Source organism: Leisingera sp., assembly GCF_982940295.1.
Genome location: NZ_CEYXRG010000021.1, coordinates 51,249 through 73,455 on the forward strand (window position 1 = coordinate 51,249; position 22,207 = coordinate 73,455).

26 protein-coding genes are annotated in these 22,207 nt (G+C 64.9%); 18 read left to right on the top strand and 8 right to left on the bottom strand.

Annotation, left to right across the window (positions count from 1 at the left end):
* Positions 1-22 precede the first annotated feature (22 nt).
* Positions 23-919 (bottom strand): DMT family transporter, encoded by an 897-nt coding sequence (locus AC4HIX_RS17165; RefSeq protein WP_490399865.1) that lies wholly within the window; start codon positions 917-919, stop codon positions 23-25.
* 86 nt (positions 920-1,005) lie between these two features.
* Here AC4HIX_RS17165 and AC4HIX_RS17170 point away from each other — a divergent pair, with 86 nt between their 5' ends.
* A complete protein-coding gene (locus AC4HIX_RS17170) occupies positions 1,006-1,350 on the top strand; it encodes an ArsR/SmtB family transcription factor (RefSeq protein ID WP_490399866.1) in 345 nt (114 codons plus the stop codon).
* On the opposite strand, the gene AC4HIX_RS17175 is transcribed toward AC4HIX_RS17170, so the two are convergent.
* The 3 genes from AC4HIX_RS17175 to AC4HIX_RS17185 form a co-directional block, all read right to left on the bottom strand.
* Positions 1,347-1,772 carry a universal stress protein gene (locus tag AC4HIX_RS17175; protein ID WP_475049153.1) on the bottom strand — a complete coding sequence of 142 codons (426 nt, stop codon included), beginning with the start codon at positions 1,770-1,772 and terminating at the stop codon, positions 1,347-1,349. The two genes, AC4HIX_RS17170 and AC4HIX_RS17175, sit on opposite strands and share 4 nt — an antisense overlap.
* A 102-nt stretch (positions 1,773-1,874) precedes the next feature.
* Positions 1,875-2,771 carry a DMT family transporter gene (locus AC4HIX_RS17180; RefSeq protein ID WP_475053078.1) on the bottom strand — a complete coding sequence of 299 codons (897 nt, stop codon included), beginning with the start codon at positions 2,769-2,771 and terminating at the stop codon, positions 1,875-1,877.
* Positions 2,768-3,646: a LysR family transcriptional regulator gene (locus AC4HIX_RS17185; protein ID WP_490399867.1), complete on the bottom strand. Its 879-nt coding sequence runs from the start codon at positions 3,644-3,646 to the stop codon at positions 2,768-2,770. Before AC4HIX_RS17185 ends, AC4HIX_RS17180 begins: the two co-directional genes overlap by 4 nt.
* Positions 3,647-3,765: 119 nt before the next feature.
* Between AC4HIX_RS17185 and AC4HIX_RS17190 the strand changes: the two genes are divergently transcribed.
* Both AC4HIX_RS17190 and AC4HIX_RS17195 read left to right on the top strand, forming a co-directional pair.
* A complete protein-coding gene (locus tag AC4HIX_RS17190) occupies positions 3,766-4,347 on the top strand; it encodes an FMN-dependent NADH-azoreductase (protein ID WP_490399868.1) in 582 nt (193 codons plus the stop codon).
* A 122-nt stretch (positions 4,348-4,469) separates the two neighbouring features.
* A complete protein-coding gene (locus tag AC4HIX_RS17195; RefSeq protein ID WP_490399869.1) occupies positions 4,470-5,222 on the top strand; it encodes an aspartate/glutamate racemase family protein in 753 nt (250 codons plus the stop codon).
* Here the strand turns inward: AC4HIX_RS17195 and AC4HIX_RS17200 are convergent.
* Together AC4HIX_RS17200 and AC4HIX_RS17205 are read right to left on the bottom strand one after the other, a co-directional pair.
* On the bottom strand, positions 5,219-5,746 hold the full coding sequence (locus AC4HIX_RS17200) for a prolyl-tRNA synthetase associated domain-containing protein (protein WP_490399870.1): 528 nt from the start codon (positions 5,744-5,746) through the stop codon (positions 5,219-5,221). The genes AC4HIX_RS17195 and AC4HIX_RS17200 overlap by 4 nt on opposite strands.
* A 200-nt stretch (positions 5,747-5,946) precedes the next feature.
* A complete protein-coding gene (locus AC4HIX_RS17205) occupies positions 5,947-7,854 on the bottom strand; it encodes an elongation factor G (RefSeq protein ID WP_490399871.1) in 1,908 nt (635 codons plus the stop codon).
* 275 nt (positions 7,855-8,129) lie between these two features.
* Between AC4HIX_RS17205 and AC4HIX_RS17210 the strand changes: the two genes are divergently transcribed.
* The 9 genes from AC4HIX_RS17210 to rimM all read left to right on the top strand — a co-directional run bounded on the left by AC4HIX_RS17210 (position 8,130) and on the right by rimM (position 14,524).
* A complete protein-coding gene (locus tag AC4HIX_RS17210; RefSeq protein ID WP_490399872.1) occupies positions 8,130-8,657 on the top strand; it encodes a hypothetical protein in 528 nt (175 codons plus the stop codon).
* Between the two features lie 209 nt (positions 8,658-8,866).
* Complete coding sequence (ffh, locus tag AC4HIX_RS17215) at positions 8,867-10,387, top strand: signal recognition particle protein (RefSeq protein WP_475049138.1); 1,521 nt, start codon at positions 8,867-8,869, stop codon at positions 10,385-10,387.
* Entirely contained in the window at positions 10,384-10,992 is a 609-nt protein-coding gene (locus tag AC4HIX_RS17220; RefSeq protein ID WP_490399873.1) for a GNAT family N-acetyltransferase, read from the top strand. Before ffh ends, AC4HIX_RS17220 begins: the two co-directional genes overlap by 4 nt.
* A 149-nt stretch (positions 10,993-11,141) precedes the next feature.
* On the top strand, positions 11,142-11,708 hold the full coding sequence (locus AC4HIX_RS17225) for a GNAT family N-acetyltransferase (protein WP_490399874.1): 567 nt from the start codon (positions 11,142-11,144) through the stop codon (positions 11,706-11,708).
* Between the two features lie 61 nt (positions 11,709-11,769).
* The gene (locus AC4HIX_RS17230) at positions 11,770-12,372 is read left to right on the top strand and encodes a GNAT family N-acetyltransferase (protein ID WP_490399875.1); all 603 of its coding nucleotides are present in this window, start codon (positions 11,770-11,772) and stop codon (positions 12,370-12,372) included.
* A 114-nt stretch (positions 12,373-12,486) separates the two neighbouring features.
* The gene (locus tag AC4HIX_RS17235; RefSeq protein ID WP_490399876.1) at positions 12,487-12,795 is read left to right on the top strand and encodes a chorismate mutase; all 309 of its coding nucleotides are present in this window, start codon (positions 12,487-12,489) and stop codon (positions 12,793-12,795) included.
* Positions 12,796-12,855: 60 nt separating this feature from the next.
* The gene (gene rpsP / locus AC4HIX_RS17240) at positions 12,856-13,224 is read left to right on the top strand and encodes a 30S ribosomal protein S16 (RefSeq protein ID WP_039159062.1); all 369 of its coding nucleotides are present in this window, start codon (positions 12,856-12,858) and stop codon (positions 13,222-13,224) included.
* A 4-nt stretch (positions 13,225-13,228) separates the two neighbouring features.
* A complete protein-coding gene (gene bluB / locus AC4HIX_RS17245) occupies positions 13,229-13,867 on the top strand; it encodes a 5,6-dimethylbenzimidazole synthase (RefSeq protein WP_475049127.1) in 639 nt (212 codons plus the stop codon).
* Between the two features lie 153 nt (positions 13,868-14,020).
* Entirely contained in the window at positions 14,021-14,524 is a 504-nt protein-coding gene (gene rimM, locus AC4HIX_RS17250; protein WP_490399877.1) for a ribosome maturation factor RimM, read from the top strand.
* Positions 14,525-14,533: 9 nt separating this feature from the next.
* Here the strand turns inward: rimM and AC4HIX_RS17255 are convergent, their stop codons facing one another.
* Entirely contained in the window at positions 14,534-15,619 is a 1,086-nt protein-coding gene (locus tag AC4HIX_RS17255; protein ID WP_490399878.1) for a phosphotransferase, read from the bottom strand.
* Positions 15,620-15,633: 14 nt separating this feature from the next.
* On the opposite strand from AC4HIX_RS17255, the gene trmD reads away from it, so the two are divergent.
* The 6 genes from trmD to AC4HIX_RS17285 all read left to right on the top strand — a co-directional run bounded on the left by trmD (position 15,634) and on the right by AC4HIX_RS17285 (position 20,908).
* Complete coding sequence (gene trmD, locus AC4HIX_RS17260) at positions 15,634-16,437, top strand: tRNA (guanosine(37)-N1)-methyltransferase TrmD (RefSeq protein ID WP_490399879.1); 804 nt, start codon at positions 15,634-15,636, stop codon at positions 16,435-16,437.
* Positions 16,438-16,549: 112 nt separating this feature from the next.
* On the top strand, positions 16,550-16,885 hold the full coding sequence (locus AC4HIX_RS17265) for a YegP family protein (protein ID WP_490399880.1): 336 nt from the start codon (positions 16,550-16,552) through the stop codon (positions 16,883-16,885).
* A 345-nt stretch (positions 16,886-17,230) separates the two neighbouring features.
* A complete protein-coding gene (rplS, locus tag AC4HIX_RS17270) occupies positions 17,231-17,605 on the top strand; it encodes a 50S ribosomal protein L19 (RefSeq protein WP_174147948.1) in 375 nt (124 codons plus the stop codon).
* A gap of 11 nt (positions 17,606-17,616) precedes the next feature.
* On the top strand, positions 17,617-17,838 hold the full coding sequence (gene rpmE / locus AC4HIX_RS17275; RefSeq protein ID WP_475049115.1) for a 50S ribosomal protein L31: 222 nt from the start codon (positions 17,617-17,619) through the stop codon (positions 17,836-17,838).
* A 112-nt stretch (positions 17,839-17,950) separates the two neighbouring features.
* Positions 17,951-19,987, top strand: coding sequence for a DEAD/DEAH box helicase (locus tag AC4HIX_RS17280; RefSeq protein WP_490399881.1), 2,037 nt, complete (start codon positions 17,951-17,953; stop codon positions 19,985-19,987).
* Positions 19,988-20,098: 111 nt separating this feature from the next.
* On the top strand, positions 20,099-20,908 hold the full coding sequence (locus AC4HIX_RS17285) for a division plane positioning ATPase MipZ (protein WP_475049111.1): 810 nt from the start codon (positions 20,099-20,101) through the stop codon (positions 20,906-20,908).
* Positions 20,909-20,926: 18 nt separating this feature from the next.
* Here AC4HIX_RS17285 and AC4HIX_RS17290 read toward each other — a convergent pair whose 3' ends face one another.
* Positions 20,927-22,159: an adenylate/guanylate cyclase domain-containing protein gene (locus tag AC4HIX_RS17290; protein ID WP_475049108.1), complete on the bottom strand. Its 1,233-nt coding sequence runs from the start codon at positions 22,157-22,159 to the stop codon at positions 20,927-20,929.
* Between the last annotated feature and the right edge of the window lie 48 nt (positions 22,160-22,207).

Sequence of the window (22,207 nt, forward strand, 5' to 3'; positions counted from 1 at the left end):
ATATTCAACCGAAAGGTTGATTTTAGCGGACAGGCCGCCGCGGCAGCCGCATTCGCACGATCCGCCCGTCGATCAGCAACAGCCCCAGCAGGATCGCCGCCATGCCCCACAGATGCTCCGCCAGCAGCTGTTCCTTCAGGATATAGGTGCCCAGGAACAGGGCCGAGACCGGCGCGATCAGCGTCGGCAGGGTGATGTTGGTCGGCCCCACCTTGGGCAGCACCCAATAAAACGCGATGAACGCCGCCGAGGTCAGCACGAAGCCGATCACAAACAGCGAGGCCCAGGTCTCCATCCGTGTGACATGCGGCAGCCCTTCGCTCCAGATCGCCAGCGGCGCAATCGCGGCGGTGGCGCCGGTCAGCGCAATCGCCACCAGCACCACCGGCTCCATATCCTTGAAGCTGCGCGCGATGTTGACCGAGAAGGCATAGCACAACGGCGCGCACAGGGTGATCAGCACCGCCCAGGCCTCCGACGACTGGCCGCCCTGCAACAGCGGCAGCGACAGCAGCACGATACCGAGGAAGCCGCACAGCACCCCCAGCGACTTCAGCACCGTCGCCCGCTCGCCGCCGGGCCAGAAATGCGACACCACTACCGCCATCGCCGGAGTGGTGGCATTGACGATCCCGGCCACGCCGCTGGCGATATGCTGCTGGCCCAGCGCGTAGAATGCAAAAGGCCCGGCATAGCTCAGCACGCCAAAGCCGAACAAAGCCAGCCAGCGCCCCGGCGCCGCGGGCACCGGCTTGCGCGCCGCCAGCACATAGATCCAGCAGCCCAGCGCGCCAAACCCCACCCGGCCCATCGAGACGGACAGCGGCCCCAGCTCGCGCAAAAGGATCGCATTGAACATGAACGACATGCCCCAGCCGATGCCGAGGATGAAAATCACCAGCCAGTACTTCAATGCCATGCCATCAATCTCCGCGCCTGAAAGGCGCTACCATGACGGCTCAGGGCAGATTGTCAAATCCCCGCGCTGTGGATAGGAGTGAAGGCATGAGCGATCCTCTCGACATTGTCTTTGCAGCCCTGGCCGACCCGACTCGCCGGGCGATCCTCACCATGCTGCTGGAGGATGACATGGCCGTCACCGATGTGGCGGAACCGTTCGAGATGTCGCTGGCGGCGATTTCCAAGCACCTGACGATCCTCACCCGCGCGGGCCTGATCGCCCAGGAAAAGCGCGGCCGGGTCAAATGGTGCAAGCTGCAGCCCGACGCCATGCGCGCGGCATCGGTCTGGATGCAGGGCTTTGGCCAGTTCGAGCCGGTGAACCTGGATGCCTTCGAGCGCTTCCTCGAAGCCGAGCTGAACGCCGAAAACACCCAGCCCGAAAGTTAGCGCACGACAAACACCGACGCTTTGGAATGGCGCACCAGATACCCGGCATGGGAGGTGGTGATGTAATCCAAGAGCCGCGGCGCATGGCTGCCGGCAATCACCAGATCGGCGCCGGTCTCGTCCACCGTGCGGGCCAGGATGCCGTCCACCTCTGCCGCGACGTCGTTGGAGTGGACCGTGATGCCCTCCACTTTGACCCCGCCGGCCTTCCCGGCAATCTTGCTCTCGATCTTTCTGGCCAGCGAGGTCATGACTTCCTGAGCCGCGCCATGGGAGTAAGTCTCCTCGGGAGTGCCGCCGTACACATTGACCAGGGTCAGGCGCGCACCTTCGATCCGGGCTAATTCCATCGCCAGGTCCAGCGCCTTGGACACCGGATCGGGCAGCCGCAGGTCCACCGGGACCAGGATGTGTTTGAACATGTCACGCTCCTTGTTACCTGAGCGCGTTTCCTGCGTCTGCCATGGTAGCTGCACCAGCCGCGGCCGCCTTGACCTCCGTCAAGCGGCCCAGCGCCGCGGTCCTTACGCGGGCTGCTGCTCCCGCGCGCCCTCCAGCAGCATCACCAGCGCGACCACCGACATCGCCACCCCGATCAGCACCATCCCCGGCGGCGTGCCGCGGCCCAGCGCAATCTCCCACAGGATCACCCAGCTGGGAGTGAGGTAGGTATAGGCCATCACCTTGGCCGACGGCAGCCGCAGCGTCGCGTATTGCAGCAGCACAAAGGTGGCAGAGCTGGCACAGACTGCGAGGTAAAACAGGCCGATCCACACAATGCCGGGCAGCTGCATCCAATCGGTGGCCAGGATGTCCTGCCAGCCGAACGCTGCCAGCAGCGCGCCGCCCGCCAGCAGCATCCCGAAGGTAAAGACCACGGCCGGCTCGCCCCGGTTCAGCTTGCGCACCATCGGCGTGTAGATGGCATGCAGCACACAGCCCCAGAAATAGATGATCTCGCCCTGGCCGATCTCGAACGCCGCCAGCGCGCCCAGATCGCCGCGCACGATCACCCAGACCGCCCCGGCCGCGCCCAGCGCCAGCGCCACGGCCATCCAGGGGGTGGTGATCTGGCGCAGCAGCAGCCAGCCGAACAGCGCACTCATCACCGGCACCAGCGTGAACACCGCCGCCGCGCTGACCGGCGCCGCCGTCTGCAGCCCGTAGAACATCAGCACGAAATACCCGCCGAACAGCCCGCCCAGCACCGCAAACCGCCACGGCGCGCGGAAATGGGCGCGCCGCAGTCCGGTGGTGGCCATCGCCGCTGCACCAATGACCACTGCCGCAATGCCAAACCGTGCCGCGTTCAGTGCCGCCGGCGCGATTTCATTCGCCACCATGACGCCCAGCGAAAACGACCCCGCCACCAGCGCCGAGAACATCAGCATCGCCAGATGCCCGCGCAGCGCCTCGCTCACAGCTGCCAATCCTTGACCTGCTCCTTCAGAAACTTCAGGAAGGCCTGCACCTTGGTAGTCCGGTGCAGGTCCACATGGGTGACCAGCCACAGAGTGCCTGCCCATTCTTCCTGCGGTGCCATCATCTCCACCAGATCCGGTTCCTGCCGCGCCTCCCAGGCCGCCATGAAACCGATCCCCGCACCACTGCGCACCGCGGACTTCAGGGTAAAGCCATCCGTGCAGCGAAAGGCAATCGCCTCAGCCGGCGCATTGGCCCGCAGCCAGCGCGAAAACGGTGCCCGGCTGCTCTCGTCGTCCTGGCCGACAAAGCGGTGATTGGGGATATCCTCCACCCCCTTCAGCAGTCCGTATTTTTCGGCATAGTACTTGGCGGCATACAGCCCGATCTGCTGCTGCATGAAGGGCTGCACCACGTTGTCCGGCTGATCCGGGGCATTGCCCGCGCGGACCGCCACATGCGCCTCGCCATATTCCAGCCGGAACAGCCGGTCGCCGGTCAGGTAGCGGATGATCAGCCCCGGGTGCATGTCCTGGAACTCCTTCAGCGCCGGCACCATCATCGGCGCGAACGACGCCAGCGAGGTCACCACCAGCTCACCGGAGACATCATCGCCCTGCCCCTTCAGCCGCCCGACCAGCTGGCTGAACTGATCATCCGTCGCCTGCGCCACCCGCAACAGGTCCTGCCCGGCCTCGGTCGGCGTATACCCGCGGGCATGGCGCTGGAACAGCTTCACCCCCAGCCGCGCCTCGATCGCGTCAATGTGGCGGATCACCGTGGCATGATGCACCCCCAGCACTTCGGCCGCGCCGCTGACGGTGCCCATGCGGGCCACCTGATAGGCGGTGCGGACTTCATCCCAGTTTTCCATGCCAGTCTCCCTGTCAGCCAAACTGCGCGCCAGTGCACAAATGCTGTGATTTCATCGGCGTTGCGTTCAAATTTGCAATACCCCAAATTCCTGTCAGCAACAAGCACAGGAACATGAAAATGACCCGCACCGTTCTCCACATCGACTCCTCCGCCCGCATCGAGGGCTCCGTTACCCGCGACCTCTCGGCCCAGATCGTCAGCCGCCTCGGCGCTGAGCAGGTGATCCGCCGCGACCTGGCCGCGCCGCTGCCGCTGCTGGACGGCGCCTGGGTAGGCGCCAACTTTACCCCGGCAGACCAGCGCAGCGACGAGCAGAAACAGCTGCTCGCCCTCTCCGACTCGCTGGTCGAGGAGCTGAAGCAGGCCGACACCATCGTCATCGGCTCGCCGGTCTACAACTTCTCGGTGCCCTCCACCCTGAAAGCCTGGATCGACCTGGTCGCCCGCGTTGGCCTCACCTTCCAATACACCGAAAACGGCCCCATCGGCCTATTGGAAGGCAAGCGCGCCGTCATCGTCATGGCCTCGGGCGGGACTCAGGCCGGCTCCGACATCGATTTCGCCACCACCTACCTGCGCCACGTGCTGGGCTTCATCGGCATCACCGATGTCGAGATCGTGGCGGCCGACGCGATGTCGATCGACGCCGACGGCGCCCTGGCCAAGGCCAAAACCCAGATCGAAGCCCTGGCCGCCTGATCCCCCGCGCCCGCCAGCGCCGCCAGCCCTCCCCGCAGAGAGCTGGCGGCGTTTTTGCGTTTGGCAGCCCCCCGCTGCCATGCCAGTCTACCCGCACCGGAATTCCAAGGGCGGGCAATTAGATGAAGAAGATCGGCATTCTCGGCGGCGTCGGCTGGGCCTCCACCATCGACTACTACCGCGCCATCTGCGAAGGCGCCGGGCGGTTCTTTGCAGATCGCGGCGCAGGTTCTCCGCTGCCGGTGCCGCCGATCACCATCGAATCCGTGGTGCAGGCCCAGACCCGGGCCTTGCGCGGCCGCCCGGGAGACGAGGCCAGCTGGGCCGCCTTCGACGCCGTCTTCCGCGAGGCCATGCTGACGCTGGAGCGTGCGGGCTGCGACTTCGCCCTGATCGCGTCCAACACCCCGCACGCCCGGCTGCATGCGATACAGGAGGGCGTGATGATGCCAATCCTCAGCATCTTCGGCGCCACCGCCAGGGCCACCGCCGCAACCGGCGCCGCGCAGGCGCTGGTGCTGGGCACTGCCGTCACCATGCAGGCCCGCAACTATGCAAATGTCCTGGCCGAACACGGCGTCAGCGCCAATGACACCCTCCCGGCGGCGGAGATCGCCGAAATGCAAGCGATGATCGACGAGGATTTCTACGGCGGCGCTTCAGCCACTGCGCAGGACCGCCTGCTGCGCTTCTGCACGAAACACGCCAAACCCGGCACCGCCATCCTGCTTGCCTGCACCGAGCTTCCGCTGGCCTTCCCCGATCATACCGACGACGTCAGCTTTGAGGCCGGCGGCTTCCTGTTCGTGAACCCTTCCGCCGCCCACGCCGCCGCGGCGCTGGATCTGGCGCTGGAGGACGAAAAGGCCGGTTAGACCCAGTTCACCGCAACGCCGGTCTTTTCAAAGAACGCCATCACATCATCGCGCGTCATCGCCACGGTGCGGTCATTGACCAGCGGGTGCATATAGATCACATCCGCCTCCTGCGCCTGCGCGTCCATGTAGAAGGTCACACCCTTCTCCACCCCGGTGATCATCGCCAGCGGGCTGACCGCGCCGGGGCGGATGCCGAGGTTCTCCAGCAGCCGGTCCGTCGAGCCGAATGACAGGTTGCCGATGCCCAGCTCAGCGCTCAGCGCCTTCAGGTCGATCTCGCGGTCCTGCTGCAGCGTCACCAGATAGTTCCGCTTCTTCTTGTCCCGCAGGTACAGGTTCTTCAGCCGCAGCGCGTTTTCGCCCGGCACCATGAACTGCTCCTCGACACCCTTGGCGTCCTCCACCGTGCGCAGCGGCACATGGGTGTGCAGCCGGTAGGCAATGCCCCAATCGTCCAGCTGCTTCAGCAGCGCATCCGAGGAGATGGGCAGGCTGTCCTGATAGGCCGATGAGGCATCCATGATCTTTCTCCGCAAGTCCGTGTCGGGTTGCTGCGCAGATCACAGAAAACAGCCGCGGGGCGCAAGAGCTGTTCCGCCCCCTGCGCCCCGTTTTGCGCCAATTCAGATGGTGGGCAAGGCGGTGCGCCAGGCGGCGGGCAAATTGCCCACCCCGCAAAACCAGCCGTAGGGTGGGCGATTCCGCCCACCGCCCCGCCGGTTCACGCCTCGGCAAAGTCCGCCCGGCGCGCCTCCTCGTAGTGGTCGAAATCGGTGCTGAACCAGCCGGTGCCGCGGGTGGCGCTGGCCAGCGTGTTGCACAGCTCATCCTGCGCCGACATCGGCAGCAGCGTCTCGAACACATCCCAGCCCGCGACGCCATCCTCGGCCTCAAAGCCCAGGATCTGGCCCTTCATGCCGCTCACCACCGGCACCAGCCCGCCGGTGAACACCGACGGCACATGGATATGCACCCGCATAATCGGCTGCAGCAGCACCGCGCCCGCCTCCGCCAGCGCCTCCTTCACCGCGTTCTTGCCGGCGGTGCGGAAGGCATAGTCGGAGCTGTCCACCGAGTGATGCTTGCCATCTTTCAGCGTCACGCAGACATCCACCACCGGGTGGCCGTTCAGCCCCTGCGCCAGCGCCTCGCGCGCACCGGCCTCGACCGAGGGGATATAGTTCTTGGGCACCGCGCCGCCCTTCACCGTTTCCTCGAACACAAACCCGCTGCCGCGGGGCAGCGGCTTCACCTCGATCACCACGTCGGCAAACTGGCCTGCGCCGCCGGACTGCTTGCGGTGGCGGTGATGCACCTGCACGGATTTCTTGATGGTCTCGCGCAGCGCCGGCGGCACCGGCCCTTCCTCCACTTCGACCCCGAACTCGTCCTTCAACGCCTGCTTGATGCGGCGCATGTGCAGCGGCCCCTGCAGGTTCAGCAGCACATGGCCGCTGGCCTCCTCCTGCCCGACCACCAGCGCCGGGTCGATCTCCGCCAGCCGCTCCAGCGCGCCCGACAGCCGCGCGTCGTCCTTCTCATGCACCGGGGTGATCACCCGCCGGAAGGTCGAGGGCCGCGGCTGCGCCCAGCCGGGCAGCGGCGCCGTCCCGTCCGGACCATAGGCATAGCCCAGGTTCAAATGGTCAGACTTCACCGCCTGCCCCATGTCCCCGGGCGTCAGGCGGGTGACGGCCGCCGAACCGACGCCGGTCAGCGATCCCAATGTTGCGCCGCCCACCGGCACGCCGTTGCCGACACTGCCGTCCAGCGCCCGCACCATCACCGTCTTGCCCAGATGCTTGACCAGATCGGCCATGCAGCCGACCGCCACCACCTTGCCATCCTGCGACAGCCGCTCCAGCGCCGCGCCCACATCCGGGGCCTCATGGCGCAGCGACTTCATCAGCCGCAGGATGCCGTTCTTGTGCTCGGCCGATCCCAGCAGCGCCGGGATCAGGTCGTTGTGCTGCAGCACCTTGGTGGCCACCTCATAGGCCTCCTCGGCCATCACCTTCTGATCCTCGATCAGCTCCTCCAGCAGCGTGTCGTCAAAATCCGCCAGCGCCTCCAAGAGTTCGGTGCGCGCCTCCTGCTCGCGCGCATACATCGCCACCGGCAGCTCAATCAGCGCCGAGGGCTTGCCCTCCTGGTACTGCCAGGCGCGTTCCGAAATCAGATCCACAGCACCCACAACCTGCCCATCCTCACGGATCGGCACCTGCCGCAGGATGATGTTGTGGCTGCAATAGGCCTGCAGCGCGGCCACGATTTCCGCCACACGGTCCGTTGCCTGGTCCATGCGGTTGACAAAAATAAAGGCGGGGATCCCCGCCTCTTCCACCTTGCGCAGGTACGGCGCGCTCAGCACCGCAGCGCCGGCGTCAGCCGGCACGCAGATGACGGCAGCATCGCTGGCGGCCAGTGCCGGGCCCGCCTGCGCCAGATTGTCGGCCCCGCCCGCGATGTCGATCGCGGCCCAGTCCTCGCCCATAAATGAAAAAGGCTGCAAAGCGGCGACGCCTGCAGCCTCCTGCCGTTTGCCGGCGGCGCTGTCCAGATTGGCCAGCGCCGTGGCCAGCGTTGATTTGCCGGACTGCGACGGTCCCAGAATAGTGAAAACGCGCATGTTCTCAGATCCTCCCATAGCTGATGCGGCTGCCCGCCTACGGCCGCGGACGCTAAGGTTCGCGCATCATGCCTGTTCTGAAGATCTGCCTCGATGCCCCTCCGGGCAGGCCCAGCCTGTGAGTGCGGCAGTGGGCCAACCTCCCGATGTTGGCCAAGCCACCCCCTCCGAGTCAAGCGCGCAGAAGGCGCAGCTGCGCTGCTTGCCGCTCATATCTGACGGCCAAGCCGCGAGTTTCCCCTGAACCGCAGCCTTCCCAAGCGTAAGCTGAAGCCATGAAAATCACCCGCAACACGCCCGGACAGCTGATCCTGGCAGACACGCCGTGGTTCATCGGCATTGCGCTTGCCCTGTTTATCCTGGCTTTCGTTGGCGTCGGTCTCGGCGCTGCCAGCACCGGCGGTGAAAGCCTCTGGTTCGGACTGGGCTTTGCCGCCATGGGCGGCGGCATGGGGTTTGCCGCCTTTTGCCTGTTCGTGCGCCGGGTGCAGGTGATCCTCGACCGCCCCGGTGGCCGCATCGTGATCCGCCGCCAGTCGGTGTTCGGCTACAGCCAGGTGGAGCACCGCCTCGCCGACCTCTCCCACGCCGAGGTGGAAAGCACCACCAGCCGCAGCGAGGGCCGCAGCCGCACGCTCTACCGCCCCGTTCTGGTGCTGGACAGCGGCATGAGCGCCGGACGCCACCCGGTGACCGAAGCCTACACCAACGGCCGCGGCCCGCATCGGCTGGCGGAGGCCATCAATGCCTGGTTGCCTGCCGCCGGCCCTGCAAAGGTTGACTCCGGCGGCCAATCCGCGTAACGCCTGCCCAAACATCCGGGAGATCTGAGTCTTCCGGTCCCTGCCCGTGCCAGGGATCGCCCCCCACCAGCGTGTTACGCCCGTGGGGGCAAACCCGTTTGGTTTGCCCTCATGACGGACACGAGGACCGGCGGGCATTTGCGCATGGATCGCTTGTCCCCTACATACGGGGGCGCCACAGTTGAAACCGGCATCAGGAGGCCGCAGGCATGTTTGAAAATCTATCCGAACGCCTTTCCGGCGTCTTTGACCGGCTCACCAAGCAGGGCGCCCTCAGCGAAGAGGACGTCAAATCCGCCCTGCGCGAGGTCCGCGTGGCGTTGCTGGAGGCCGACGTCTCGCTGCCGGTTGCCCGCGACTTCGTCAAGAAGGTGCAGGAGCAGGCCACCGGCCAGGCCGTCACCAAATCGGTGACCCCGGGCCAGCAGGTCGTCAAGATCGTGCACGACGCGCTGGTCGATGTGCTGCGCGGCGACGAGGATCCCGGCAAGCTGAAGGTCGACAACCCGCCGGCCCCCGTACTGATGGTCGGCCTGCAGGGCTCGGGGAAGACCACCACCACCGGCAAGCTGGCAAAGCGGCTGAAGGAGAAAGAGGGCAAGAAGGTCCTGATGGCCTCGCTCGACGTCTACCGCCCGGCGGCGATGGACCAGCTGGCGGTGCTTGGCGCCCAGATCGGCGTCGACACCCTGCCGATCGTGCCCGGCCAGAAACCCGTCGACATCGCCAAACGCGCCAAGCAGCAGGCAACGCTCGGCGGCTATGACGTCTATATGCTGGACACCGCCGGCCGCCTGCACATCGACGAGACCCTGATGCAGGAGGTCGAGGACGTCCGCAACGTGGTCTCCCCGCGCGAGACCCTGCTGGTGGTCGATGGCCTCACCGGCCAGGTTGCCGTTGAAGTTGCGGAAGAATTCGACGCCAAGATCGGCATTTCCGGCGTGGTGCTGACCCGGATGGACGGCGACGGCCGCGGCGGCGCCGCGCTGTCGATGCGCGCCGTCACCGGCAAGCCGATCCGCTTTGTCGGCCTGGGCGAGAAGATGGACGCGCTCGAAACCTTCGAGGCAGACCGGATCGCCGGCCGCATCCTCGGCATGGGCGACATCGTGGCGCTGGTCGAGAAAGCCCAGGAAACCATCGAGGCCGAACAGGCCGAGAAGATGATGAAGCGCATGATGAAGGGCCAGTTCAACATGAACGACCTGAAGATGCAGCTTGAGCAGATGCTCCAGATGGGCGGCATGGAGGGCATGATGCAGATGATGCCCGGCATGGGCAAAATGGCCAAGCAGGTGCAGGACGCCGGCATGGACGACAAGGTGCTCAAGCGCCAAATCGCCATGATCCAGTCGATGACCAAGAAGGAACGCGCCAATCCCGCCCTGCTGCAGGCCAGCCGCAAGAAACGCATCGCGGCCGGTTCCGGCATGGAAGTGTCTGACCTTAACAAGCTTCTGAAGATGCACCGGCAGATGGCCGATGTGATGAAGAAGATGGGCAAGATGGGCAAAGGCAAGATGCTGAAACAGGCTATGAAAGGCATGTTCGGCAAGGGCGGCATGCCGGACATGGGCGGCATGGACCCCAGCCAGATGGACCCCAAGGCGCTGGAAGCGGCGGCCAAGGCGATGGGCGGCAAAGGCGGCCTGCCCGGCGGCCTCCCCGGTCTGGGTGGCGGCATGGGCCTGCCCGCAGGCCTCAGCGGCTTCGGCAAGAAGAAGTGACCATCAGGGCAGCATATCCCTGGGAGGCCGCAGCCTCCGGCGCGGCTGCTGCACTTGCGCAGCAGCTGAGCTGCCACGTGCCGCAGCTGGAAACTGCGCGCTTGGTGCTCCGGGCGCCCCGGCTGGAGGACTTCCCGGATTATGCTGCCATCCTGATGTCGGACCGCGCCCGCTATATGGACGGCCCCTTCAGCCGGCAAAGCGCCTGGCTGGATTTCACCCAGTATGCTGCAGGGTGGCAGCTACGCGGAGCCGGCATGTGGACGGCTGAGCAGCGGACATCGGGCGTTGTCGCTGGTTTCTTCTCTGCCGGAATGGAATACGGCGACCGCGAACACGAGCTCGGCTACCTTCTCACCGCCGGTTTCGAGGGCCAGGGCCTGGCTGCCGAGGCTATCGCAGCCGTGCGGGACTTTGCGCTGACCGCATTGGAGCTGCCCTCACTGGTGAGCTACGTCGACCCGGACAACCTTCGGTCCGCTAAAGCTGCCGAACGGTCCGGCGCGCAGCGCGACACCGCTGCCGAAGCCGCCTTTGACTCAAAGGTTCTGGTCTACCGCCACCTGCTGCAAGATGGCGACGGCGGGATGGAGGCATACGCATGAGCTTCCATCAAATTTGCAGAAACCAGGCTGGCGCGGCGGCGGCAACGGCGGTCCGTTTAACAAAATATTACGCAGTCTCCCCGATACTCTTTCGCCGGATGGGTGAAAATTTTGCCGGGCGGCCCGCCGCCCGGGCAGAGGGGTATAAGATGACTGATGCGCAGAAGCCGTATCCGCGGCTTGTTTCCAAACGGCTGATGCTGATTTCTCCGGCCGATCCGGAGTTTGACGCCAATACCGCCTTCCTCGACGCGGGGGCGCCGCGCTTCATTGATGCGGCAAACGATCCCGACTCGCTGTGGTGGTCGATTGCCACCATCATCGGCCATTGGCACCTGCACGGCTACGGCCTGTTTGCCGTGGTCGAACGCAGCACCGGGATGACCGTCGGCCTCGTCGGCCCCTGGTTCCCCAAGGGCTGGCCGGAACCGGAACTGTCCTGGCACCTGATGGAACCGGGCCGCGGCAAGGGCTATGCCAGCGAAGCGGCGCAAGCCGTGCTCGACTGGCTGTTCTCCGAGGCCGGCTGGGACACGATTGTCTCCTACGTGCCGGAGGAAAACGACGCCTCCATCGCGCTGGCCCGCCGTGTCGGCGCCCGCCCGGAAAAACCGGTCTCCTTCCGCCTGCAGCCCGCGCCCAACATCCGCGCCTGGCGCCATATGCCGCCGCCCCGCGTGTCCGGCCGGCAGGCTGCACGGGGTATGCTGCACTGATGCGCCTGCACCGGACCATATCCCGGCCCGGCCGCGCCCTTCCCGTGGAAGGAGCGCGCTGATGCCGTTTGACATCCCGGTGATTGAAACCCGCCGCCTGGTGCTGCGCGGCCCCGAACCGCAGGACTACCCGGACTTCAAGGCCACTTTCAGCTCCTACCGCTCCCGCTTCATGGGCGGGCCGCTGAACCCTTACGAGGCCTGGATGCTCTATGCCGCCGAGATCGGCCATTGGCAGGTGCGCGGCTTTGGCATGTGGATGATCCACGACAAAAACAGCGGCGAGACCTATGGCATGGCCGGCGGCTGGCAGCCCGCAGGCTGGCCCGAGCGCGAGATCGCCTGGATCATCTGGCCCGGTGCGGCCGGCAAGGGCTATGCGCTGGAGGCGGCGCACGCCGCACGCCGCCATTTTTATTCAAATCTGGGCTGGGAGACTGCGGTCAGCTATATCGACCCCAAGAATCTCGACTCGATCCGGCTCGCGGAACGGCTCGGCGCCAAGAAGGACCACGAGGCCGCCACCATCGACGGCAACGACGCGGTCTACCGCCACCCCGCCCCGGACGCCCTGAAGGACAGCCAGACCGCGCATGGCATCGACATGGAAATCGCCCATTATGCCGACCCGCTCTTCAAACCGGAGGGCTGGGCCATTGACTGACCAGCGCGCGGATACCATGTCGCTGCACTGCGGCGGTGCACAGGTGGTGCACACCCGCTGCACGCGCGGCACCCCCTTGGCGGCCCCCTGGCCTGCTGCATTGCGGAGACCCTGATGACGACAGATATCCAAGATCCCGTTGCCCGCGCAGCCCAGCTGCTGAAGGGCCACCGCGAAAGCATCGACCGCCTGGATGCGATCCTCGTCTATACCCTGGGCGAGCGCTTCAAGCACACCCAGGCGGTGGGCCGGCTCAAGGCCGAACACGACCTTCCCCCGTCCGATCCGGCCCGCGAAGCGGCGCAGATCGCACGGCTCGAAGACTTGGCAAAACAGGCCGATCTGGACCCTGAATTCGCCAAGGCATTTTTGAACTTCATCATTGATGAAGTCATCCGCCACCACAAGAAACACCAAGAATAACAAAGACAACAGGAACAACCGGGGCATACCCCGGACAACGCCATCAAAGGAGATGTACCCATGGCAATGAAAATCCGTTTGGCCCGCGGCGGCTCTAAAAAGCGTCCCTTCTACCGCATCGTGGCTGCTGACAGCCGCATGCCGCGCGACGGCCGCTTCATCGAGAAGCTGGGCACCTACAACCCGCTGCTGCCGAAAGATTCGGAAGAGCGCGTGAAAATGGACATGGAGCGCGTGCAGTACTGGCTCGACCAGGGCGCCCAGCCGACCGACCGTATCGCCCGCATGCTGGAAGCAGCCGGCGTCCGCGAGAAGGCCGAGCGCAGCAACCCGAAAAAAGGCACCCCGGGCAAGAAAGCCCAGGAGCGTGCAGAAGAGAAAGCTGCAAAGGCTGCTGAAGCCGCCGAAGCAGCTGCAGACGCGGAATAATTCCGTGGAGCTGCGGGGCGCTTTTCCCGAAGAGTTCCGCAGCCAGCTTGATCTGCTGATGCGGCTCCGGCGCGACGTGCGCCGGTTCCGTTCAGATCCGGTGGAGGAGGCAGTGCTGATGCGCTGCCTCTCCGCCATTCCGCTCGCCCCGTCTGTGGGCCTGAGCGAACCCTGGCGCATCCTGAGGGTGGACAGCGAAACCGCCCGCGCCGCGGCGCTGAAGAATTTCGAGAAAGCCAATGCCGAGGCGCTGTCGGGATATTCCGGCGAGCGCGCCGGACGCTATGCCGGGCTGAAGCTCTCCGGCATGCGTGACGCGCCGGTGCAGCTGGCCATCTATTGCGACGACGAAACCGCCCAGGGCCACGGCCTGGGTGCCGCCACCATGCCGGAGATGCGCCGCTATTCGGTGGTCACTGCCATCACCTTGTTCTGGCTTGCCTTGCGCGCCGAAGGGCTGGGTCTGGGCTGGGTCTCGGTGCTCGATCCGGAGCAGCTGAACCGCGACCTGAACGCACCGCAAGGCTGGCAGCTGATCGGCTATTTCTGCATCGGCTACCCGGAGCGGCTCTCGGACACGCCGGAGCTGGAGGAACAAGGCTGGGAAAGCCGGATGGCGGATCTGCCGCTTGAAACCCGCTGAGGCCGCCGATGGGACGGTTGATACGGCTTGTGTTTTTTGTTGCAGTAGCCTTTACCGCAGGCATCTTCTTTGAACGCAACCACCAAGTGGAACTCTGCGAACAATCCGGCGGCCAATGGCTGCGCGCAGGGTTCTGTGCAAAGGAATAACACCATGAGCGAACTGATCTGCGTGGGAGCGGTGGCCGGCGCCTTCGGCGTGCGCGGCGAGGTGCGGCTCAAGAGCTTCTGCGCCATTCCGGAAGAGATCGAAGACTACTCCCCCCTCAGCAATGAGGACGGCAGCCAGAGCTATTCCCTGATGATCACACGCCCGATCAAGAACGGCTTTGCCGCGCGGATCGGCGGGGTGGAAACCAAGGAAGACGCTGACGCAATCAAGGGGCTGCGCCTGTTTGCCCGCCGCGATCAGCTGCCGCAGCTGCCGGATGACGAATTCTACCACGCCGATCTGATCGGGCTGGAGGTCTTTGACACCGGCGGCACCCTGCTGGGCACGGTGAAATCGGTGCAGAACCACGGCGCCTCGGACCTGCTGGAGATCCACGGTCCGGGACTGAAGGCCACGGTGCTGCTGCCCTTCACCTTGGAGGCGGTGCCGACCGTTGACCTGAGCCAGGGCCGCATCATTGCTGACCCGCCCGAGGGGCTGTTCTGAGGCGGCTGCTCAGCCGGCTTCATCAGCCAGAAGCGACTCAAGAACCTGAACGATCCTTGTCACAACCTGCGCACTTTTCAGCTGCTGCTCCCGCGGCTTGTGGCTCAATCCTACCCAGCATTTAAGCAGGCGGTGGGCATATAAGAAACGGAACACAGGATCATTCACCAGATCTGCGCCATACCCGTCCTGAAAAGCGTCCCAATCGGCTTGCGCAACCATCCCGAACCCGGGCGATAGGCCCTCCGCGGCCAGATGGTCGGGGCAGTTTGCCAGCCAGATATTGGCTAGGTCGCGCTGCGGGAAGATGCCGTCATGGTTTGAAAAGTCGATGAAGGAGACAGTGGTCTCCGACATGAGGATATTGCGAAAATGCAGGTCGCCATGCTCGACTGCGGCGCTAAAGGATTGCCCCCGCGCACGCCGCGCTTCCCGGTGCAGGTAAGCGCAAAGCCCCAGGAACTTGTTGGGTTTCGGTACCAGCAGCTGCCCGTCGCGCACGGCCTGCGCCTGGCTTGAAACACGGGTCAGAAAAGGCTTTGGCCAGAATTGCCGGTCTCCGGCCCCAGACACCTTGTGCAAGACGGCCACCGCTTGACCAATCCGCCGCAGAATACTGCCCCGGTCCCCGAACCCGTATTCCGTGAGCGCCAATTCACGGTGCGCGGTATCCCCCTGAATAAATTCCATCAGAACGGCAGGGCTTGACGTGTCCCGCCAAAGCAGCGCTGGAACCGCCACGCCTGCTTCAGCCTTCAGACAGTCTGCAGCGGCCTGATGCCGGTCCAGAAATCTGGTATTCCGAACCGGATCGGACGTCCCAAAATCGGCGCGCAATACAACACTCTGGCCGCCGGCGGTCCTCACCTCCAAGACACAGCGGCGGTGCTCAACACCGCTGCTGACCTGCATCCTGCGAAAAGTGGCCCCGGCTTCGGGCAGACCGGCTGCCGCGGCTGCCCTGGGCCAAAGCGCCTGCGTGCGGGCCTGTACCGCGTCTATCGCAGCAAACGGACCGTCCCCGTCAGCCGGACGCGGCTGTTCTGAATTCATCGAAACACCAAAGCTTTTTATTGCGTGTAATTCTGACTGCACTAAACAGCACCATTATGACAGCACCAAGCAAATCTCATGGCCGCAAGGCGATCCGCCCCACGCTGAAGCCGCGCGAGCTGATGACGCCAACGCCGGATCTGGCGGGGGTGTGGAAGGCCAAGATCATCACGCTGTTCCCTTCGGCCTTTCCCGGCGTGCTGGGCGAAAGCCTGACCGGCAAGGCGCTGCAGGAAGGCCTTTGGCAGCTGGAAACCGTGGACCTGCGCGAATTCGGGATCGGCAAGCACCGCAACGTGGATGACACCCCCGCGGGCGGCGGCGCGGGCATGGTACTGCGCGCCGACGTCCTGGGCGAGGCGATCGAGCAAACTATGGCGGATACCCGGGGCAACTGGCCGCTAGTCTACCTTACCCCGCGCGGCCGGCCGATGAACCAGCAGATGATGCAGGGCTTTGCCCAATGCGACGGCATCACCCTGCTGTGCGGACGCTTCGAAGGCGTCGATGAACGGGTGCTGGAGCATTACGGCATCCAGGAAGTCTCCTTGGGCGACTTCGTCATGACCGGCGGCGAACTGGCGGCGCAGGCGTTGATCGACGCCACCGTGCGGCTGATCCCCGGGGTGCTCGGCAACCAGGCCTCCACCGAGGAGGAGAGCTTCTCCTCCGGTCTGCTGGAGCATCCGCAGTATACCCGCCCTGCCGAATGGAAAGGCCGGGAAATCCCCGAGATCCTGATGTCCGGCCACCATGGCAAGATTGCCGAATGGCGGCATGACATGAGCGAAGAGATCACCAAAGCCCGCCGCCCGGATCTGTGGGATGCCTATTGCCGCAAGACGCAAAACCGGGGCTGAAGGGCCGTCCCGGCATACCGCCCCGGCGGCGCCAGCTGCGGCTGACCGTTGCCGGGCGCCGCAAGCCGTGCTTTAGTCCGCTCATATTCATGAAGAATTAGGAGTGAACAGGGTGACTGCAAAATTTGAACTTTATACCGACAACGCAGGTGAATTCCGGTTCCGGCTGAAAGCAGGCAACGGCGAGAACATCCTGGCCAGCGAAGGCTACAAGCAGAAGGCCAGTGCCGAGAACGGCATCGCGTCGGTCAAGAAAAACGCAGGCGACGATGCGCGCTATGAGCGCAAAGAGACCTCCTCCGGCAAGCATATGTTCAATCTCAAGGCCACCAACGGCCAGGTGATCGGCAATTCGCAGAGCTACGCCAGCGCCTCCAGCCGCGACGGCGGTATCGAGTCGGTCAAGAAGAACGCCCCGGACGCCACGGTCGACGACCAGACGGGCTGAGGCCTGAAAGACGGGCCAGCAGCCCGAAATCTATTGAGAAAAGATTTGGCAAGAGTTTTGTGAAAACTCTTGCCTGCAGCGCAGCCAGGCACTTGTTTTGTTGGGGCCGCGGACGTATACAGCGCCGGTCTGGATTCGCATTTGCGGCTCCGGGCCGTTGGCTGTTGGATCACTCACCAGGAAATCTTCTTCGGTTTTCGCTTTGGACCCTGCCGCCAGCAGCAAGGAACAGACGGCGTGATCTCTGGCGGGCTGCCATTTGGCGGGACCCGGTGAAGACCAAGAGCTCTCATGGCGGCACAAACCTCTGCGGCATGAACCGCAGGCAGATTTAGGAGAGTTGCGATGGACCTGATCGCACAGCTGGAGGCGGAACAGATCGCCGCCCTGGGGAAAGAGATCCCCGACTTCAAAGCCGGTGACACCATCCGTGTCGGCTACAAGGTGACCGAAGGCTCGCGTTCGCGCGTGCAGATGTACGAAGGCGTTTGCATCAGCCGCAAGAACGGCTCGGGCATTGCCGGCTCGTTCACCGTCCGCAAGATTTCGTTCGGCGAAGGCGTGGAGCGTGTGTTCCCGCTGTTCTCGACCAACATCGACTCGATCGAAGTGGTGCGCCGCGGCCGCGTCCGCCGCGCCAAGCTGTACTACCTGCGCTCGCGCCGCGGTAAATCGGCCCGTATCGCAGAAGATGCGAACTACAAGCCCAAGAAAGCCTGAGGAGCGGTATCATGAAAAAAGACACCCATCCCGATTACCACTTCATCGACGTCAAAATGACCGACGGCACCATCATCAAGATGCGCTCCACCTGGGGTGCTGAAGGTGATCAGCTGGCACTGGACATCGACCCGACCGTGCACCCGGCCTGGACCGGCGGCACCTCGCGCCTGATGGACGCCGGCGGCCGCGTGTCCAAGTTCAAGAAAAAATACGAAGGCCTGGGCTTCTAAGCCGCCTGCCGTATTTTGCAGAACTCCCGAAGGCTGCCCCGGACGGGCAGCCTTCTTTCATTTCTCCTGACGCTGAGGCCGGATGCGCCTCGCGGGAAAGACAGCCCCACTCGTGAAACAAGCCCTGGCAAACGCCCTGCAAGAACGCGGATATGAAACCCTGACCCAAGTGCAGGAGGCTGTGACCCAGCCGGACCTGGAAGGGCGCGACCTGTTGGTGTCTGCGCAGACCGGATCGGGCAAGACCGTCGGCTTCGGCCTGGCGCTGGCCCCCACCCTGCTGGGCGAGGACGAGGCCTTCGGCGAGGCCGCCGCGCCGCTGGCGCTGGTGATTGCCCCGACCCGCGAGCTGGCGCTGCAGGTAAAGCATGAGCTGGGCTGGCTGTACCGCGACGCTGGCGCACGGATTGCCTCCTGTGTGGGCGGTATGGACATGCGCGACGAGCGCCGCGCGCTGGAGCGCGGTGCCCACATCGTCGCGGCAACGCCGGGCCGTTTGCGCGACCACATCATGCGCGGCTCCATCGACCTCAGCAACGTGCGCGGCGTGGTGCTGGACGAGGCGGACGAAATGCTCGATCTCGGCTTCCGCGAGGATCTGGAATTCATCCTGAGCGAAGCACCAGAAGAGCGCCGCACCCTGCTGTTCTCCGCCACCGTGCCGCCGGCGATTGCCAGCCTAGCCGAAACCTTCCAGCGCGATGCGATGCGGATCAAGACCGCCGGCGAAACCAAGCAGCACGCGGATATCGAATACCGGCTGATGAGCGTCGCGCAAGCGGACGCGGAAAACGCCATCATCAACGTGCTGCGCTACTATGAGGCGCCAAGCGCCATCGTGTTTGCCAACACCCGTGCAGCAGTGAACCGGCTTGCGGCACGGCTGACCAACCGTGGCCTGCCGGTGGTGACGCTGTCGGGCGAGCTGAGCCAGACCGAGCGCAGCCATGCGCTGCAGGCGATGCGCGACGGGCGCGCCCGGGTCTGCGTGGCCACCGACGTGGCAGCACGCGGCATTGACCTGCCGGGGCTGGAGCTGGTGGTCCATGCGGAGCTTCCCTCGAACCACGAAACCCTGCTGCACCGTTCGGGCCGCACCGGCCGTGCGGGCCGCAAAGGCGTCAGCGCGCTGATCGCACCGCCCAAGGCACGCAGCAAGGCGCTCCGTCTGCTGAAATGGGCCAAGCTGACGGCTGAGCATTGCGAGGCGCCCTCTGCCGATGATGTGCTGGCGCGCGATGAAGAACGAATGCTGGCCGATCCGGTTTGGCAGGAACCGGTTGCCGAAAACGAGCAGGCAGGCGTCCAGACCCTGCTGGACACGTTCACACCCGAACAGATCGCCGCCACCTATTTGCGCCTGTTCCGCAGCCGCCATTCGGCGCCCGAGGACCTGCGCCCGGCCGGTGCGGAAGAGCCGCGCAAGGAGCGCAAGGAACGCAAGCCCTTTGGCCCGTCGGTCTGGTTCTCACTGTCCGGCGGCCGCGAGGCCGGGGCCGACCCGCGCAAGGTGCTGCCGATGCTGTGCAAGGCCGGCAATATCGACCGCGACGCCATCGGTGCGATCCGGGTGCAGGACAACGAGACCTTTGCCGAAATCAGCGAAGGCGCGGTCGAGGGCTTCCTGAAAGCACTGGACGGCAAGACCGAATTGGAACCAGGCACCGTGCTGACCCAGCTGGCCGAGGCGCCGGAACTGGCGCCCGCGCCGCGCCGCGGGCCCGGCGGGCCGAAGGGCGGCTTCAAGGGCGACCGCAACCCCAAGCCGCACCGGGGCAAGGAAGACGGCCTGAAACCCTACCGCCGCAAGGCAGAAGGCGGCGAAGACAGCCGCCCGCCGCGCAAGGAATGGAACGACAAGCCGCCACGGGAAGAGCGCCGGGAGCCGCGCGCAGACACCCGCCCCAGCAAGCCCAAGCCAGCGGTGACCGCCAAGCCGAAGGGGGCCTCCGATCCATCCAAACGGATGACCAAACCTGGCGCGCCTGCGGCCAAGCCGTTCAAGGCCAAGGGTCCCAAGCCGCCGGTCGGCAAGCCCAACAGCAAGAAGAACAAGGCCCGCGCTGCGGCAGCCGGGGCCGCCAAGGGCGGAAAAGGCGGCGACGCCCGCCCCAAACGCAAGCCGGCGGGACCTGCAAAACACAGGTGATACACTAAGTTTACCAGCCCGCGCGCACTGCTTTTCTTGGCCGGAACCAGAGCCTATACAGGGGCACAAAGCTAAAGACGTGCACAAAAGCACGAGCGAAGGGACCTGTACATGGCGCATATTATTGTCGTCGGCAACGAGAAGGGCGGCGCGGGCAAATCGACTGTCTCCATGCATGTTGCAACCACCCTGGCCAGGCTGGGCCACAAGGTGGCAGCGCTGGACCTGGACTTGCGGCAGCGCTCCTTGGGGCGCTACCTGGAGAACCGCAAGGACTTCTGCGCCAAGGCGGGGCTGGACCTGCCGATGGTGGACATGCACGAGCTGCCGGAGATCGACCCGGCCAGCCTGCAGCCGGGCGAAAACATCTATGACCACCGGCTGTCGGCCGCGGTCTCGGCGCTGGAGCCGGGCCATGATTTCATCCTGATCGACTGCCCCGGCTCGCACACGCGGCTGAGCCAGGTGGCGCATTCGCTGGCCGATACGCTGATCACGCCGCTGAACGACAGTTTTGTCGATTTCGATCTGCTGGCACATGTGGATCAAAAGGGCGAGAGCATCACCGGGCCGTCGGTCTATTCCGAGATGGTGTGGAATGCACGCCAGCTGCGGGCGCAGGCGGGGCTCAAGCCGATTGACTGGATCGTGATCCGCAACCGGGTTGGCACCCAGCGCATGGTCAACAAGGAAAAGATGGAACGCGCCATCAAGATGCTGTCCAAGCGGATCGGCTTCCGGGTGGCACCGGGCTTCTCCGAGCGCGTGATCTTCCGCGAACTGTTCCCGCGCGGCCTGACGCTGCTGGACCTCAAGGACATTGGCGTCAAGCAGCTCAACATTTCCAACGTCGCCGCCCGGCAGGAGCTGCGCGACATGATGAAGGAAGTGAACCTGCCGGGGGTCGAGGTCAGCATCTGACCCCGCCCCGGCGGCACCTCAGCTGTCGCAGCCGCAGTTGCCGCGGTAGATGGTGTAAAGCTCCATCGGCTCGGCCACCCCGCGCAGCATGTAGCGGCCCAGAGACACCAGGTCATGGTTGGTGCCTCTGGCGGCTGTCTTCACGTCTTCAGACATGATGATACTCTGGCCAACAGACCGGTGCATTCCAGCGATCCGGGCGGTCTGGTTCACCGCTTGGCCGATCACGGTGAAATCGAGCCGGTTCTCCGCCCCGATATTGCCATAGAGGATGGTGCCCGCATGCAGCGCCAGGGTGAAACCGGCCGTTGGCAAGCCCTGCTCCTCGCGCTCGGTATTATACGCGCGGACCTTGCCGCACAGCTCATTGGCTGCGGCCAGCGCCGCATGGGCGTCTTCCTCGATGCTGCCGAGGTTGAACATGGTCAGCATCCCATCGCCCATAAACTTTAGGATGTTGCCGCCATGCGCCTGGATGGTTTCCACCGCCAGGCCGAAATAGCCGTTCAGCATCTCGATCAGCTCGGTGCCGGGCAGCCGCTCGGCCAGCTGGGTGAACCCCTTGAGGTCGAACAGGCAGATCACCGCGTTGATCTGCTGCGAGGACCCGCGCTGGATCTCGCCCGACAGCACCCGGCGGCCGGCATCGCGGCCCAGGTAGACTTGCAAAAGGTCGCTCGCCATCTGACGGTTGGAGGAGGATTTCAGCGCCAGGCCCAGATGCGGCAGGGTGGTGCGGATCAGGTCCAGCTCGCGATTGGAGAAGCCGCCCGGACGGTCCGTCGCCCAGGAGACCAGCATGCCCTCTTGCGGGTGAATGGGGTCGTTCGGCCCGGCCTCGGGCGGGGAAAACCGCACGCCCTTAGCAAAGTAGTCGGTCGCCCCGCGTTCCCGCAGCTCCGGCAGCAGCGGGAATTCCTCCGGCGCGCCATCTTCGAGCCGTTCGCGGAACTCGTCCAGCTCCTTGTCCAGAATGTGGAAGAACGGGCTGCGCAGCCATTCCTCGCGCGGGGACTCGCGGTATTCGTAGTGCTGGTGAGACAGGCCTTCTGCGCGGGTCCAGTTGAAACCGATGCCGCCGAATTTCGGGTGAAAGGCACGCTGCGCCACATGGAATCGCCACAACGGGACACCCGCGTCGCACAGCCGCTGGCAATAACCCTGGAGCAGGTCCTGCTGCTGTGCCCCGTGCAGCCCCTGTTCCATCAGCCAGGCAATCAGCGGTCCCGAATTGACATCAATCTGTATCATGCATTCACCTTCAATTCCGCTGTCTTATCTGGGCATTGCACCCTGCGA

Bases quoted from the DNA above. Each gene is read 5' to 3' on its own strand.
- AC4HIX_RS17165 (WP_490399865.1), bottom strand. From the start codon at position 919: ATGGCATTGAAGTACTGGCTGGTGATTTTCATCCTCGGCATCGGCTGG.
- AC4HIX_RS17170 (WP_490399866.1), top strand. From the start codon at position 1,006: ATGAGCGATCCTCTCGACATTGTCTTTGCAGCCCTGGCCGACCCGACT.
- AC4HIX_RS17175 (WP_475049153.1), bottom strand. From the start codon at position 1,772: ATGTTCAAACACATCCTGGTCCCGGTGGACCTGCGGCTGCCCGATCCG.
- AC4HIX_RS17185 (WP_490399867.1), bottom strand. From the start codon at position 3,646: ATGGAAAACTGGGATGAAGTCCGCACCGCCTATCAGGTGGCCCGCATG.
- AC4HIX_RS17190 (WP_490399868.1), top strand. From the start codon at position 3,766: ATGACCCGCACCGTTCTCCACATCGACTCCTCCGCCCGCATCGAGGGC.
- AC4HIX_RS17195 (WP_490399869.1), top strand. From the start codon at position 4,470: ATGAAGAAGATCGGCATTCTCGGCGGCGTCGGCTGGGCCTCCACCATC.
- AC4HIX_RS17200 (WP_490399870.1), bottom strand. From the start codon at position 5,746: ATGGATGCCTCATCGGCCTATCAGGACAGCCTGCCCATCTCCTCGGAT.
- AC4HIX_RS17205 (WP_490399871.1), bottom strand. From the start codon at position 7,854: ATGCGCGTTTTCACTATTCTGGGACCGTCGCAGTCCGGCAAATCAACG.
- AC4HIX_RS17210 (WP_490399872.1), top strand. From the start codon at position 8,130: ATGAAAATCACCCGCAACACGCCCGGACAGCTGATCCTGGCAGACACG.
- ffh (WP_475049138.1), top strand. From the start codon at position 8,867: ATGTTTGAAAATCTATCCGAACGCCTTTCCGGCGTCTTTGACCGGCTC.
- AC4HIX_RS17225 (WP_490399874.1), top strand. From the start codon at position 11,142: ATGACTGATGCGCAGAAGCCGTATCCGCGGCTTGTTTCCAAACGGCTG.
- AC4HIX_RS17230 (WP_490399875.1), top strand. From the start codon at position 11,770: ATGCCGTTTGACATCCCGGTGATTGAAACCCGCCGCCTGGTGCTGCGC.
- AC4HIX_RS17235 (WP_490399876.1), top strand. From the start codon at position 12,487: ATGACGACAGATATCCAAGATCCCGTTGCCCGCGCAGCCCAGCTGCTG.
- rpsP (WP_039159062.1), top strand. From the start codon at position 12,856: ATGGCAATGAAAATCCGTTTGGCCCGCGGCGGCTCTAAAAAGCGTCCC.
- rimM (WP_490399877.1), top strand. From the start codon at position 14,021: ATGAGCGAACTGATCTGCGTGGGAGCGGTGGCCGGCGCCTTCGGCGTG.
- trmD (WP_490399879.1), top strand. From the start codon at position 15,634: ATGACAGCACCAAGCAAATCTCATGGCCGCAAGGCGATCCGCCCCACG.
- rplS (WP_174147948.1), top strand. From the start codon at position 17,231: ATGGACCTGATCGCACAGCTGGAGGCGGAACAGATCGCCGCCCTGGGG.
- rpmE (WP_475049115.1), top strand. From the start codon at position 17,617: ATGAAAAAAGACACCCATCCCGATTACCACTTCATCGACGTCAAAATG.
- AC4HIX_RS17285 (WP_475049111.1), top strand. From the start codon at position 20,099: ATGGCGCATATTATTGTCGTCGGCAACGAGAAGGGCGGCGCGGGCAAA.
- AC4HIX_RS17290 (WP_475049108.1), bottom strand. From the start codon at position 22,159: ATGATACAGATTGATGTCAATTCGGGACCGCTGATTGCCTGGCTGATG.